Annotated in this window: 12 protein-coding genes and 2 pseudogenes; 9 read left to right on the top strand and 5 right to left on the bottom strand. The window is 68.4% G+C overall.

Annotation, left to right across the window (positions count from 1 at the left end):
* Positions 1 to 162: 162 nt before the first annotated feature.
* Positions 163 to 722 (bottom strand): annotated as a pseudogene (locus GQF42_RS01940) (tyrosine-type recombinase/integrase); the annotation flags it as partial.
* Between GQF42_RS01940 and GQF42_RS01935 the strand changes: the two are divergent.
* Entirely contained in the window at positions 722 to 1,498 is a 777-nt protein-coding gene (locus GQF42_RS01935; RefSeq protein ID WP_325100279.1) for an IS3 family transposase, read from the top strand. The pseudogene GQF42_RS01940 and the gene GQF42_RS01935 sit on opposite strands and share 1 nt — an antisense overlap.
* Positions 1,499 to 1,561: 63 nt before the next feature.
* Positions 1,562 to 1,810 (top strand): hypothetical protein, encoded by a 249-nt coding sequence (locus GQF42_RS01930; protein ID WP_158917072.1) that lies wholly within the window; start codon positions 1,562 to 1,564, stop codon positions 1,808 to 1,810.
* 230 nt (positions 1,811 to 2,040) lie between these two features.
* Here GQF42_RS01930 and GQF42_RS01925 read toward each other — a convergent pair whose 3' ends face one another.
* The gene (locus GQF42_RS01925) at positions 2,041 to 2,325 is read right to left on the bottom strand and encodes a transposase (RefSeq protein WP_158917071.1); all 285 of its coding nucleotides are present in this window, start codon (positions 2,323 to 2,325) and stop codon (positions 2,041 to 2,043) included.
* 266 nt (positions 2,326 to 2,591) lie between these two features.
* Between GQF42_RS01925 and GQF42_RS47135 the strand changes: the two genes are divergently transcribed.
* The 4 genes from GQF42_RS47135 to GQF42_RS01905 all read left to right on the top strand — a co-directional run bounded on the left by GQF42_RS47135 (position 2,592) and on the right by GQF42_RS01905 (position 8,762).
* Positions 2,592 to 5,333, top strand: a complete 2,742-nt coding sequence (locus GQF42_RS47135; protein WP_158917070.1) for a PKD domain-containing protein — start codon at positions 2,592 to 2,594, stop codon at positions 5,331 to 5,333.
* Between the two features lie 77 nt (positions 5,334 to 5,410).
* Positions 5,411 to 6,373, top strand: coding sequence for an ABC transporter ATP-binding protein (locus tag GQF42_RS01915; protein WP_158917069.1), 963 nt, complete (start codon positions 5,411 to 5,413; stop codon positions 6,371 to 6,373).
* Positions 6,370 to 7,758, top strand: coding sequence for an ABC transporter permease (locus GQF42_RS01910; protein ID WP_158917068.1), 1,389 nt, complete (start codon positions 6,370 to 6,372; stop codon positions 7,756 to 7,758). The genes GQF42_RS01915 and GQF42_RS01910 overlap by 4 nt, the downstream gene beginning before the upstream one ends.
* Positions 7,759 to 8,000: 242 nt before the next feature.
* The gene (locus tag GQF42_RS01905; RefSeq protein WP_158917067.1) at positions 8,001 to 8,762 is read left to right on the top strand and encodes an SMI1/KNR4 family protein; all 762 of its coding nucleotides are present in this window, start codon (positions 8,001 to 8,003) and stop codon (positions 8,760 to 8,762) included.
* Here the strand turns inward: GQF42_RS01905 and GQF42_RS01900 are convergent.
* Positions 8,733 to 9,543 (bottom strand): annotated as a pseudogene (locus GQF42_RS01900) (IS5 family transposase). The gene GQF42_RS01905 and the pseudogene GQF42_RS01900 sit on opposite strands and share 30 nt — an antisense overlap.
* Positions 9,544 to 9,754: 211 nt before the next feature.
* On the opposite strand from GQF42_RS01900, the gene GQF42_RS01895 reads away from it, so the two are divergent.
* The 3 genes from GQF42_RS01895 (at position 9,755) to GQF42_RS01885 (ending at position 11,389) form a co-directional block, all read left to right on the top strand.
* Positions 9,755 to 10,027: a hypothetical protein gene (locus GQF42_RS01895; protein WP_158917066.1), complete on the top strand. Its 273-nt coding sequence runs from the start codon at positions 9,755 to 9,757 to the stop codon at positions 10,025 to 10,027.
* A 351-nt stretch (positions 10,028 to 10,378) separates the two neighbouring features.
* Positions 10,379 to 10,522: a hypothetical protein gene (locus GQF42_RS01890; protein ID WP_158917064.1), complete on the top strand. Its 144-nt coding sequence runs from the start codon at positions 10,379 to 10,381 to the stop codon at positions 10,520 to 10,522.
* A 618-nt stretch (positions 10,523 to 11,140) separates the two neighbouring features.
* Positions 11,141 to 11,389 (top strand): hypothetical protein, encoded by a 249-nt coding sequence (locus tag GQF42_RS01885; RefSeq protein WP_158917062.1) that lies wholly within the window; start codon positions 11,141 to 11,143, stop codon positions 11,387 to 11,389.
* 277 nt (positions 11,390 to 11,666) lie between these two features.
* Here the strand turns inward: GQF42_RS01885 and GQF42_RS01880 are convergent, their stop codons facing one another.
* Positions 11,667 to 12,998: a S1 family peptidase gene (locus GQF42_RS01880; RefSeq protein WP_233273181.1), complete on the bottom strand. Its 1,332-nt coding sequence runs from the start codon at positions 12,996 to 12,998 to the stop codon at positions 11,667 to 11,669.
* Between the two features lie 358 nt (positions 12,999 to 13,356).
* Positions 13,357 to 13,548, bottom strand: coding sequence for a hypothetical protein (locus GQF42_RS01875; RefSeq protein WP_158917058.1), 192 nt, complete (start codon positions 13,546 to 13,548; stop codon positions 13,357 to 13,359).
* Positions 13,549 to 13,683 lie beyond the last annotated feature (135 nt).

The following is a 13,683-nucleotide window of genomic DNA, read 5'->3' as shown; positions in this document are numbered from 1 at the left end:
ATGCGAAGAACTGAGATGGATCTTCTAAATCAGCGGCGCTCGCACCGTGGTTGGCCCTCTGCTGGTACCCGCCTCGGATTGGGAGCAGCAGTCGACGGTTGGCCCTCGACCCTGAACCCGAATCTGATCGCGACTGAGAAATGACGAGAGGCCCCGCCGGAATCATTCCGGCGGGGCCTCTCGGGGGTCTGACGGCAGTAGTTGACGGCAACGTCGGCGGACGGGGACTGCACAAAGCGGTGGGTCGTCGCCGTCGTCGGGCTCGAAAGCGGACTCCGACAGGTCACGCAGGGCGTTGCTGAGAAGGTCGATGGCTTGGCGCTGGAGGTGCAGTCGGGCGTGGGCGTACACGGTGGCGGTGACGCCGACGTGGGCGTGCACGAGGAGTTCCTTGATGACGACGAGTTCGACGCCCTGTTCCAGGAGGAGCGTCGCGGTCGAGTGCCTCAGATCGTGGAATCGAATCTGTCGGAGCCCGGCCTGTCGAAGCAAGGTGTTGAAGTGGCGGGTGAGGGTGGCGGGTTCGATCGGGTGTCCGTCGGTTCGTGTGAAGACGTGGCCGCTGCCTGCCGGTCCGAGCCCGCCTTCTCCTTCTCGCGTGCCTGATGCTCGCGGTGCGGGTGAAGCGAGGTGACGCAGGAGGCCGGCAGAGCGATGCGTCGCTCAGAGCTGATGGTTTTGGTCGGCAAGGTGGTCAGACCGCTGGTATGGGTGCGTTGGAGTGCGATCTCTCGGTTTCGTGTCAGTGAGGTTGGTACCGCAAGGCCAAGGCCGAGGCCGACCGGGGCGAGGGCCAGAGCGGCCAGCTGACCAGCGCCGAGCGCGAGGAACTGCGGCGGCTGCGCAAGGAGAACCGCGGGCAGCAGCAGACGATCGAGATCCTCAAAAAAGCGACCGCCTCCTTCGTGAAGGAGAACGACCGGTGAGCGAGCCGTACCGGTACATCCATACGGAGAAGGCGAACTACCCGATCACCCTGCTGTGCCGGGTGCTGCACGTGGCCCGCTCCTCCTACTACGCCTGGCGCGAGGGCGAGGCCGCCCGCCGCAGGCGCCGGGCCGCCGACGACGCACTCGCGCACGAGATCACCGTGCTGCACCTCGCCTCCCGCCGCACCTACGGTGTCCCGCGTATCCACGCCGAGCTGCGCCGCCGCGGGCGGCGGGTGAACCGCAAGCGCATAGCCCGCGTGATGGGCGAGCGCGACATCCGCGGCGTCACCCGCCGCAAGCACCGCTCACTGACCCGGCCGGACAAGAAGGCGAAGCCGGCCCCGGACCTGATCGGCCGCGACTTCCACGCCGATACACCCGGAACCAAATTGGTCGGCGACATCACCTACCTTCCCACCGCCGAGGGCTGGCTCTACCTCGCCTGCTGGCTGGACCTGGCCACCCGCGAGGCGGCCGGCTATGCCATGGCTGACCACCACCGCGCCGAACTCGTAGTCACTGCCCTGGACATGGCCTACGGCCGGGGCAACCTGCAGCCCGGCTGAGTGATCCACAGTGATCGCGGAAGCGAGTAAACATCGGCTCAACTTACAGAAAAAGTCCAAGAGTTGGGGCTGCTGCAGAGCTGCGGCCGCAGCGGATCATGCTTCGACAATGCCGCTGCGGAGAGTTTCCGGACACTGCTCAAGGTAGAGATCGGCACTCGTGTCTGGCCCGACCCGACCACCGCCCGCGCCGAGGTCTTCGCCTTCGTCGAGACGTTCTGCAACCGCCGACGCCTGCGTACACACAAGGTCTTCGGCTATCTCGCCCCGGCTGAGACCCGGCAACGGCACCAGCACGCCCTCGCGGCATAACGAACGAGTGTCCGAGATCACGGGGAAACTTCAAAGCGAATCTACGAGGACGCCCGCGCCCGCCCAAAGCGGCATCCTCATGCGACCCGCATCCTCGCTCGAGCCTGGCTTCGCGTCATGAGGGCCTGCTGGCGCGACGGCACCTGCTACGACCCCGCCTCCCACCAAACCAACTCCAGCACCAGGGGCAGTGAAGCACCATCAGCCGCATCGAGGTTGACTCGGGGAACTCACCAGTTCGTCTCGCCCGCAAAATACTTGGCCGCCCGGCGCGGGATGTCACGTTCCATCTCCAGCTCGCGGACCTGCTTGCGCAAGGCCGCGATCTCCGCGTCGTTCGTGGACTTCGCGAGCGCCTCGGGACGCTCGGCGTTCTCCGCGGCCTTGATCCACTGCCGTAGCGTCTCGTGGTTCACGCCGAGTTCGGCAGCGATGCGTGAGACGGGTCGGCCCGACGAACGGGCCAGCGCCACCGCGTCGGCCCGGAACTCCGCCGAGTACTTGTAGGTCCCCACCCGGGACTCCTCTCCCTGAATTCAAGATCCAGTGTCGAGGTGTCCACGATCAAGGTGGAGGGCCCGGACGAGATACCCCCTCGTCCCGCTCCCCGCCGACGGCCGGGACGCCTCGTGGGGGACGGCTGGCAAACCTTGCGTGGCGAGTAAAGTGGATCATGCCGACTGACTTGTCGTGGCCCTGACTCGTCGTCACAATCCCGTATGGCTCAATTCAGCGCGCGTAGATGCGCGCGCCCTCGCGCGCCTCCGACACGGGAGTGCCAATGAAGAGATCGAAGAAGTTACTGCTGCCCGGTGTCGCCAGCCTTGCCCTGCTGTTCGGCGGGGTGGAGAGCGTGGCTCACGGCGTCGGGATCGCTGACGCCGCCCACTCTGCGTCGGGCGTCGGCTCGTGCACGCTGAAGGGGTACAACCCGGCGACGACCCCCCCGAACGCCAAGAACCTGCCGCTCGGCAAGCGTCCGATGACGTACAAGCCGGACGACTTCGACTGCTCCGGCGCGAAGTTCGCCGCGCCCGGCGTGGAGTTCGCGAAGTTCCCGCAGCCCAAGAACTTCAAGATCACCGACAAGAGCGTCGTGCAGAGGGTCGGCGGCCATCAGACGATCATAGGGAAGCCCGCAGCGGCGGTGAACCCGCTGGCGCCGTACTTCCCGCCGTTCCAGCACTTCGTGATCATCTATCGCGAGAACCACACTTTCGACGACTACCTCGGCGACTGCGCGACAACGATCGCCGCCGGCTGCAACGGCCAGGTGGAGAGCACCAACCACATGAGCTCCGTTCCGGACCTGCACCAGCTGGCCAAGACCTACTCGCTGTCCGACTCGTACAGCACCGGCGTCCAGCCGCCGTCCGGCCCCAACCACTGGTTCCTGTTCTCGGGGCAGTCCTCGTCCAGCAGCCAGCAGCAGTCCTACCCGTCGAACGGCACCCAGTTCGACCGGTTCCTGCAGAGCGACCAGGGCCCCACGGACGAGGGCACCAGCGCCTGCACCGCTCCGTCCGGCACCAGCAGTGGCACCAGCCCGTACTCGATGATCGTGAACGGTGACATCTACTGGATGCTTAACAGTGGCAGCGGCTACTGGAAGAACCCGGCCGACGGCAAGATCGAGGTCCTGCCGCCCAACCGTCCGGGCACGACCATCCCCGAAGAGCTGCACACCAACGAGTACACCTGCAACAACCAGAGCATCCCCGACAGCACCGTCTCCGGCGACTACCTCAACTTCGTCAACCAGTACGGGATGCCGGCCTACAACTACGTCGAGCTGTTCAACGACCACCCCGGCACCTACCAGGACATCGCCGGCAACGACACCGCGACGAACAACATCGTCAGCTCCATCATGAGCAACCCGACGTACAAGAACAACACGCTGATCGTCGTCACCGAGGACGACACCCAGAACGGCAGCAACGGCCCGGACCACGTCAGCAACACCTACCGCGTGCCGCTGCTCGTCATCGGGAACCCGGCCTACGTCAAGCAGCACTACGTCTCGCACGTGGCGTACACGACGGCCAACGTGCTGGCGGCCATGGAGCGCACGATGGAGAACGTGCACTCCGGCGTCATCGACCCGAACAACAACCTGGGCTCGTCCACCTTCCCGATGACGACCGCGGACCAGGCCGCGCTCGGCGACCCGCTGGAGGACTTCTGGGTCCAGGGCGCGACCCCCCTGTCCGCGAGCGCCAAGGGCTCGCCGACCACCGGCAACGCGCCGCTGACGGAGAACTTCACCGGCTCGGCGACCGGCGGCACGGCCCCGTACACGTACAGCTGGAACTTCGGCGACGGGTCGACCAGCACGTCGCAGAACCCGAGTCACACCTACAGCACCGCGGGTACCTACACCGCGACGCTGACCGTCACCGACAGCGCCTCGCCCGCCAGCACCGCGACCTCGCAGGTGACGACCACGGTCAGCGCCGTCGGCAACCCGCTGGCCGCAAGCGCCTCGGCCACCCCGACCTCCGGCCAGGTGCCACTGAACGTCGCCTTCACCGGCACCGGCACCGGTGGCACCCCGGCGTACAGCTACAGCTGGAACTTCGGTGACGGGTCGACCAGCACGTCGCAGAACCCGAGTCACACCTACAGCACCGCGGGTAGCTACACCGCGACGCTGACCGTCACCGACAGCGCCTCGCCGGCGAACTCCGCGTCCTCGACGGTGACCGTCACAGCCTCGCCGATCGCCGCGACAGTACCGGGCGCGCCCACCGGCCTGACGGCGACAGCCGGAACCGGGCAGGTCGCGCTGAGCTGGACGCCACCGGCCAGCACAGGCGGCGAGAACATCACCTCGTACAAGGTCTACCGAGGCACCTCCAGCGGCGGCGAGTCGCTGTTGACCAGCGGCGGCTGCAGCGGACTGGGCGCGGTGACCTCGTGCACGGACACCGGGCTCACCACGGGGCAGACCTACTACTACAGGGTCACCGCGGTGAACGGCGTGGGCGAGGGGGCACAGAGCAATGAGGCGTCCGCCACCCCCACCGGAAGCACCGGCTGCCAGGCGAAGCAGCTGCTGGGCAACCCCGGCTTCGAGAACGGCAGCTCCAACCCCGCTCCGTGGACCGCGTCCTCCGGCGTGATCAATAACTCCTCCTCCGAGCCGCCGCACTCCGGCAGCTGGGACGCGTGGTTGGACGGCTACGGGACCACCCACACCGACACCGTGTCGCAGACGGTGACCCTGCCGAAGGGCTGCACCTCGGAGCAGCTGAGCTTCTGGCTCCACGTGGACACGGCGGAGACCTCGATCACGACCGCCTACGACACGCTCAAGGTGCAGGTGCTGAACAGCTCCGGCACGGTGCTGGGCACCCTGCACACCTACTCCAACCTCGACCGCATCACCGGATACGCGCAGCACACCTTCGACCTCTCTCCCTACGCGGGCCAGACAGTCACGCTCAAGTTCACCGGCGCGGAGGACTACGAGTACCAGACCTCCTTCGTGCTCGACGACACCACGATCAACGTGCAGTGACCAGCGCCACTCGGTAACCGGCCCCCGTCCCCCAGCGGGACGGGGGCCCACCTGCTCGCCAGCTGAGGAAGGAACGGATGGACACGACCATCGCAGTGAGGGGCCACGGCATCACCAAGGTCTTCGGCGACGTCGTCGCGCTCGACCATGTCGATGTAAGCGTCGCGCAGGGTCAGATCCACGGCCTGGTCGGCCCGAACGGTGCCGGAAAGACCACGCTGCTGGGCCTGATGCTGGGCCTGGCCGTCGCCGACAAGGGGGATCTGGAGATCCTCGGCGCTTCAGTGGGCCGTGGGCTGCCGGCGCCTGACGGTGTCTCCGGGTTCGTCGACGGACCCGGCCTCTACCCCACTCTCACCGCGAAGCAGAACCTCGCGACGCTGGTCTGGCTGCAGCCCGACGACGCACTCGCCGGTGATGTCGGCGAGGCTCTGGAGCAGGTCGGACTCACCGAGGCCGCCGATCAGAAGGTCCGCGGCTTCTCCCTGGGCATGCGCCAACGGCTGGGACTGGCCGCGGCGTTGCTGACCAAACCGCGTCTGCTGGTGCTCGACGAGCCGTCCAACGGCCTGGACCCGGCGGGCAAGAGGAAGGTGCACACGGTCCTGCGCCGGCTCGCGGCCGAGGGCGTCACGGTCGTCCTGTCCAGCCATCGGATGGACGATCTGGAGGCGCTGTGTTCCGAGGTCACCATCCTGGCCAAGGGGCGTGTGCTGTTCTCCGGCCCGTTGAAGAAGCTCACCGATGAGAAACACGAACTCGACTACCGGCTGCGCGCCCTGGATCCGTCCGCCGCGCACGCTGTCGCGGCCGGAACGCCCGGCGTTCGCGTCGTCGAGGACTCCGACGCCGCGGCGCGACCGGACAACGACGTGATCGTCGTACGCGCGCGGGCGGCTGCTCTGGACGAACTCGTGGCGCGGATCGTGGGCGCGAATATCCCCGTGCGCGAACTCGCTCCCGTTGTCTCGCCGTTGGAAGCAGCCTTTCTCTCCCTGACGGACCAGCTCGCCATCATCGGGCAGGAGGCCGACCAATGACCACGACTCTCACCGACGCCCCCGCCGCCGGAGCGGGGTCCGGGGGAGGGCTAGAGCCCGGGACGGCCGGCAGACGCCCGGTCCCGGTGGTCCGGATCCTGCGGATGGAGCTGGTCAAGCAGTTCTCTGCCTGGCGGGTGCGCCTGCTGGTGCTGCTGTGCTGGCTCGGTCCGGTCCTGCTGGTGTTCGCGATCGACCAGCAGAGCACCCTGCCGTCCGATACCCTCTTCGGCCGGTGGATGCACGCCACCGGCTGGGCCGGATCGTTGGTGGTGCTCGGCGTCGCCGGCACATGGGCCCTGCCGCTGATCACGTCCGTGGTCGCCGGCGACGTCTTCGCCTCCGAGGATCGGCTGGGCACCTGGCGCCACCTGATCATCGCCGTCCGCTCGCATCGGCGGATCTTCGCGGCCAAGGCGATCACCAGCGTCACCGTGATCGGACTGCTGGTAGCCGGCTTGGCCGTCTCCAGCGTGCTCGGCGGACTGCTCGCGGAGGGGAACCAGCCGCTGGTCGGCCCGGACGGCCACCTGCTCACCGGCGGGGACGCGGCCGGTAAGGTCCTGTTGGCGTGGGTCTGCGTGCTGGCGCCGACGCTTGCCCTGGCCGCCATCGGGCTGCTCGGGTCGGTGGCCCTGGGCCGATCCCCGATGGGCCTGCTGCTGCCCGTGATCGCCGCCCTCGGGATGCAGACGGCGCAGATGCTGCCGCTGCCGGTCCCGGTGCGCCTGGCACTGCCCGGCTACGCCTTCATCTCCTGGAACGGCCTGTTCACCGATCCCCAGCAGCTGGGGCCGTTGCTGATCGGCATCGGGGTCAGCCTGGTGTGGGCGGTCGTGGCGACGGCACTGGCCTGTCTGTTGTTCCTCCGCCGGGACTTCACCAACGTCAACAACGACGGCGCCGGACGCAGGGCGCTGACTTTGGGTGCCCTCCCGCTGGCGGGCGTGCTGGCCGCGACGGTCGGTCTCGTCGCCGTCGGGACCGGGGCGAGCGGTTCTGGCATCACCCAGGACAAGGTGCAACGGTCGGTAGCCACGGTGTTCGCCCACCTCTACCCGTTCCAGCAAGCACAGATGCGCCAGCCGGCGGTCGCCGCAGCGCAACTGCAGACCACAGCGGCCTGCGACAAGAGCGAGGGGCTCGGGGCGCAGGCAGGGCCGGGAAACGACTGGCGCTGCACGGTCTCCTGGAACGTCCCCGGTTACCACGTTACCGCCCAGGCCATCTACCAGGTCGATGTCACCCCGACCGGGCGCTACATCGCCGACGGGGACGGACCGGTGCAGGTGAACGGGTACTTCCTGATCATCAACGGCGGCAAGCCGACGCCCAATCCGCTGTGGCAGTTCGACGGCAACGTCGACCTGATCTCCGGTCACTGAGTCAGCCGGGCGCGAGGGCCGGCCGGTGGCGACACCTGGCCGGCCCTCGCTTCCGTTCAGCCCGCTTCCGCCGCCGCACGGCGGGCTCGGTGCCGCGCCGGGCGCGCAGCACCAGGGCGGCGAGGCCGGTGACGGCGGGGTTCGGCGCCAGCGAGATCAGGTCCGGGCCCCAGTTGCGACTCTCTCTGGCGGCCTGATGGTCTCTTGGCGATGCGGCTCGGGCTTCCGATACGTTTCGTGGCATGAGTGGCAGCTTCGACGTGGCCCGCGCCCTGGATGGCGGCATTTCCGATCGGGAGCGGGCCTGGACATTTATCCGCAGCTTTGCTGCCGCTTGGGGCGATGCGCTGGCCGAGGATGACGGCACGCCCAGGGCGGAGCTGGCGCAGGCGGAGGCGATGCTCGGCTGCTCCCTGCCGACTGCGCTGCACGAGTTCTATACGCTCGTGGGTAGCCGGCCCGACCTGGTCGCCAACCAGGAGCCGCTGCTGCCGCCTCACGAGGTGTTCGTGCATGACGAGTGCGGCGGCGTCCTCGTCTTCCGCAGTGAGAACCAGGGCTGTGCCTTCTGGGGGGTGCGCCTTACCGACCTTGACCGGGACGATCCTCCGGTGCTCGTTCAGGCGCGGCACGGCTGGGGGCCGTTCTTGGACCGGGTGTCCTTGTCCTGCGTCGAACTCGTCCTGAGCGAGGCGCTGTTCGGCGGCGGAGGCCGGCTGTACAACGCGTGCGAGCTGCCCGCGGACCTGCTTGGTGCGGTGCCCGAACACTTCCAGCGGGTCCAACTGCCGGACCGTCCAATGTGGACGGGGCGGGAGGAATTCCCCGTGCGTTGGTTCTCTGCCCCGGGCAAGCTGCTGCGCCAAGATGGCCTGGGCGTCCACAGCTGGCTTCACGTCCGGGGCCGGACCCGCGCCGATCTGGATGCGATCTGCGCCGCCGTTCCTGAGCGGTGGTCCCTGGGGTACACCGAGTCACTCAGCTCCGAGCCGCTGCCCTTCTGATCTGCTGCGGACCTCCTTGAGGCGTCTCCAGCAGATGAGGCTACAGGCCAACGAGACGAAGGCATCGTGGAGTTCGGTTCGGCGTTCCCAGCGGACGGCGAGGCGCTTGAACTGGTGGAGCAGGGCGAAGGTCTGCTCGACGACGTAGCGGAGTTTGCCGAGGCCCTTGATGTTCGGGGCGCCCTTGCGGGAGATGACCGGCAGAATCCGGCGCTTGCGCAGCTCGCGCCGGTGGAGTCGTAGCCCTTGTCGCCGAGAAGTGAGTCGGGGCGGCGGCGCGGGCGGCCGGGCCGTCCGGCCACGGGCGGGATGCCATCGACGAGAGTGAGGGTCTGGGTGACGTCATTGACGTTGGCCGCAGTGGTGATGACTTTGAGCGGGGTGCCGCGTCCGTCGCAGATCAGATGGTGTTTGCTGCCCGTTTTCCGCCGGTCGACCGGCGACGGACCGGGGTTGGCTCCCCCTTTTTCGCTCGGATGTGGGAGCCGTCCACGCAGGCGCGGGGCCAGTCGAGTTCGCCGGCCGCGTTGAGTTCGGCGAGCAGGATGCGGTGCAGCTGGTCGAAGACCCCGGCCTGCCGCCAGCGGTCCAGGCGCCGCCAGCAGGTCTGTCCGGAGCCGAACCCCAGCTCCGGGGCAGGAGTTGTCAGGCTATGTCGTTGTAGAGCACGTACAGAATGCCCTGCAGACACCGCCGGTCTGCCACCGCGCGGGCCCGGCGACTTCTCGGGCCAGGGCGGCAGCAGCGGCTCGATCAGCGCCCACAAGTCGTCGTCCACGATCCACGGCCGGGTACTCACACCCTCCCGAACGGCCGAATCGTCACATCGGTCACGCCCAACCGGGCCACTTCAACAAGATCGTGTTACGAGCTCGAAGGGGCTGAAACCCCTGGCTGCCATCCCGGAGGGAGAGGGCTGCCGGGTACTGCTGCCGGGGGATGAGTTCGACGCCGAAGAGTTCATCGACGTCGCCCACACGTGCGGCACGCGGGTGCTGTACTTCGACAGCGACGTGTTCGTCGCGAAGGCGTTCGCCGTCATGGACGACGACGGGTCCGCCAAGGTCGGAGCCAGTGTCGAGGGCCAGCTGAGCGCAGAGGCTCAAAACGACCTGAAGCGGCTGCGCCGAACCGCGCGTTCCCACGAAGGGAAGATCACCTCGGTGGTGATGTGCTTCATGGCCGACGGACTGCCCCACTACTGGGGCGAGGAGGCCGACTGGCACACCGATCTCCAGAACGACTGGGCAGAGTTCACCCAGTAGCACCGCCTCTCCGCGGCCGAACGCGTCCAGGACGCCCGCCTGCAGGCCGACGCCGAGGCCGAGCGGATTGCGGCCGAACTCGCCGACAATCCGGAGTTCCGGGCCGCAACGAAGCGATCACATCATCACGGCATCGCCTACGGCGCCTGCCCACCGCCCGACGGGGCCGACGACGAGGCACTGCACGAACACCAGCGCATCGTCCGCTGGGCCACGAGCCAGGCCATCGAACTCGTCGAGGAAGCGTCCCGCCGTATCTACGCCGGCTACGAGCGGGACCTTGAGGCCCTGGCCGACGAGATCACCCAGCAGAACGTCCTCACCGGCGTCACCACGGCGAAGGCACGAACCTTGCTCGTCGACGAGTTCCTCACCGCGAAGTCAGGCGGCTACCCACCGTCGAAGCGGTTCATGGACCTGTTGATGCTCAGGCCGCAGTTCCAGCGCCCGCAGAAGACGCAGATGGCAAAGGCCGAACTACTGCCGTTCGACTGAGTTCTCGGGAACTGCCGGGCGGGAGGCATACCCGTGCTTCCGGCCGAAGCGGGCCGAGCTCAAGCGTGTGGTGATGGAAGCCGTCGACGGCTACATCGACCGGGAGGTCCTCGCTGAGGTCATGAGCTGTGGCGCCGGCGGTGGGAGCAGCTCCGGCCCGCAACCGACGGGGAACCACCCGCCATACTGCCTCCGGCTGTACCGCCGACCTCGCCGTCGGAGGCCGCCCGGGAGCCGAAACCCGTCCCCGTAACCGGTGTCTCCGATCGGTCCGCAGTTGGCCGCCGTCCGCTGACGGCGCTTCGGCGACGGGTGGCGCGAGCCGGCCGACTGGCCTGGGCGGTAGCTGCCGCAGTGCTGCTCGCCGCGCTGCTGGCGGGGCTGAGCGGGGCGTCCGGCGCTCGGCCAACGGTGTCCGCCGGATCGGCGTCGCCGCACGCGGCCGCCGCCCTGCCAGAGGGTGCGCCTGCCCCCGTGCGCCGGCGCGACACGCTGACCCTGAGGCCCGGGCAGGTGGCCGACCTGGACTCGATGGCTGCGGACTGGGATGTACGGCCCGAGCCGGGACCCGCCACGGCGGACATCTGATTCGGCGCCCAGGACCACGCCCTGCACGGCGTGGCGGACAACGACATCGCCGTGCTCCCGCCGAGTCGTTCCGACGGCTTCTGGCCGTGCGCACGCGAGCAGGACTACGGAGTGACGCTCGCCGGTAAAGGCATCCGTCCCGGACAGGTCGTGTGCGCTCTCACAGCCGCCCGTCGCGTGGCCGAGCTCCGGGTGAAAGCCGTGCTGCGTACGGTGTCCGGCGCGCCATGCGAGATCTTGTTCGACGTCACCGTGTGGGTGCCGCCGCACCGGACCTGACCAGACGGATGGCCGCGCCGACCTCTTCGCTTGACGGACTGCGAACTCGCCTGTCCCGCCATCCCTCGGCTTCCCGCCTCGATGAGGGCGGTCTCCACACCGGGCCACCGGTGTTCGGCTCGGGGTGGAGGCCGCGTTGATGAACGCGGCCGAGGCGGCCGGGTCGCGTGGGGTGCTGGACTTCAGCGGTGCTCGGGCCGGCACGGACAGCCGGTCGCTGCGGTCGGTGTCGGCTGTCTCATTCTCGGCCCCGCTGCGGCCCTGGGCCTGTGAAGGGTCACCCGGTGACCAGGGTCCAGTGCATGTCGTGGAGGGTTTTTCCGATGGGTACGTAGTAGACGCCGGCCAGGCACCAGGGTGTCCTGCGATGACCGTCGAGGACGGTGCCGGGGTTGTACGCAGGCGGGCAGGTGATGGTCCGGTCGAGGGCGGTGATGATTCCGCGTGCCTCATCGGCTGTGTGGTTGCGGACGCTGGCGAAGACCGGGCCGCCGCTGTCGCCGTTGACGGCTGCGACGCCGCCAGGAGTGGCGGCGGTGGCGTAGGCGAGGTCGACGTCGGGGCGGTAGATGCCGTTGGGCCCGGTGACGCCGATGTCGGTCTGGGCAATGCGCACACCGCAGTGCACGCCGCCGTTGGCGCCGTCGGTGCACACGTAGTCGCCGACGTTGTTGTGCCCCCAGCCTATGACGGGCTTGGCGTAGCCGTCGGTGCGGCTTGCGGGGCCGTCGTAGAGCCGGCCGCTCACGTGCTGTGAGGGCAGCTTGATGCCGACCACGTCGTCTTGGGGGGAGCGTTGGGTGGCGTCGGTGGTGCCGATGAGGTCGCCACCCCACCAGGTGGTCCACTGGCCTTCAGGGCCGGGGCCGCAGTGGTAGGCCGACGTCAGCATGTACTGGCCCCGGGCGTTCTTCACGCCGTAAGAGCCGGAGCAGATGCCGCCGAGTGGGTTTTTCAGCGCCGAGGCTCCGGTCCAGGGGGAGCTGTCATGCTGCCGGGAGGACAGATCCACGCTCTGCAGCCGGTGGATCGCGGCGACGTGTACTCCCGACAGGCGGCCGACTGCCGTGGCGACCTGCTGCAACGTCTTGCCGTGTCCGCTCGTCAGGAGACTGCTCGCCGTGCGGGCGGCGTTGTCGTAGCCGACCTCCAGGCCGCTGCCGTCCACCGCCGGTGCGATGCTGGTGACGCGGACAGGGTCCGCCGTCCCCTCGACTCGCAGCTTCATGGAGGCCAGGCTGTTCAGCAACTTCACGCGGGCCGCGTGGAGTTCGGCCCTGGAATAGCGGGCAGGGTCGACCTCGGCGGTCACTCCGTGGGGGAGGTGGGCGAGGATACTCTTGACCCGCTGGGACGGGGCGCCTTTCCAGTACAGGCGCAGGTGGTTGTGGTCGGGGTCGACCTCCACCTCGGCGAAGCCGGGTATGTGCGCCCTGCCGGACTCGGAGAGCCCTTCGGTGATCCGGTCGGCAATGGCGTCGAGGACCTGCTGGCGTTCGTCGATCCGCGCGGCTGCCTGTGTGGCCGGCGTAGGAGAGGCGCCCGCGAGTGAGGGGATGACAAACGGGACTGCGGCCGCCAGGGCCGCGGCCGGCAGCGCGAATGCCACCCATCTGTGACGTGCAGCGTGTTTCATATGGCCGCTGTCTTTCTGCTGGAGCCATTGTGACGCGGACATGCTCCTACGGCAGGCTCGTCAGACAAAATTGTGATCAGGTAGGCGAGAGAAGGTTCCTGATCGGCAGCCGCAGGGCTGAGGCAGACGGCGCCTGTTGCTCTCCGGCCAGCTGCCCAAACAGCTCCCCAACGACCTCGACATGGATGGGGCCTGCCGTGTCGTCGGCGGAGATTCGGCCGCCGGCGGATGTTCGCGACGGGCAACCCGACGTTGTGGAGGCCTGCCGTTCCTGGCGGCCTCGTACGTCTCGACCTGTGAGGACCCGACTGCCGAGTGGGCCGGCTGCGGATCACTGCTGCGGCCTGTTGGTGTGTGTCGACCGCGCACCTCGTAGAAGGAGGAGGTCGAGGACCTTGCGGGCGTCGGCCCGGCGGGTGGGTGTGCGGGCGAAGACTGCGGCGAGGGCGAGGACCGCGAGCATGCTGGCGAAGATGGTGCCGCCGTAGGGGGGCGAGAGCCCGGCGTGGAGAAAGGCAAACATGGTGATCCCAAGTGAGGAGCATGGCCCGGGCCTTCCCGGTGCCTGCTCCCTATGGCCCCATGCCGCAGTCGCCTCCGGCGATCTTCTCGGACGTTCCCGCTGGCGGCTGATCCGGCCCCGATGGGGTGCCTATCC

It is taken from the genome of Streptomyces broussonetiae (assembly GCF_009796285.1).
GTDB lineage: Bacteria > Actinomycetota > Actinomycetes > Streptomycetales > Streptomycetaceae > Streptomyces > Streptomyces broussonetiae.
Note: the sequence above shows the minus strand (reverse complement) of the source record. Positions and strands in the feature narration are given on the sequence as shown.

What these genes read in the sequence shown, in the direction of transcription:
- GQF42_RS47135 (WP_158917070.1), top strand. Translation starts at nt 2,592, where the DNA reads ATGAAGAGATCGAAGAAGTTACTGCTGCCCGGTGTCGCCAGCCTTGCC.
- GQF42_RS01915 (WP_158917069.1), top strand. Translation starts at nt 5,411, where the DNA reads ATGGACACGACCATCGCAGTGAGGGGCCACGGCATCACCAAGGTCTTC.
- GQF42_RS01910 (WP_158917068.1), top strand. Translation starts at nt 6,370, where the DNA reads ATGACCACGACTCTCACCGACGCCCCCGCCGCCGGAGCGGGGTCCGGG.
- GQF42_RS01905 (WP_158917067.1), top strand. Translation starts at nt 8,001, where the DNA reads ATGAGTGGCAGCTTCGACGTGGCCCGCGCCCTGGATGGCGGCATTTCC.
- GQF42_RS01875 (WP_158917058.1), bottom strand. Translation starts at nt 13,548, where the DNA reads ATGTTTGCCTTTCTCCACGCCGGGCTCTCGCCCCCCTACGGCGGCACC.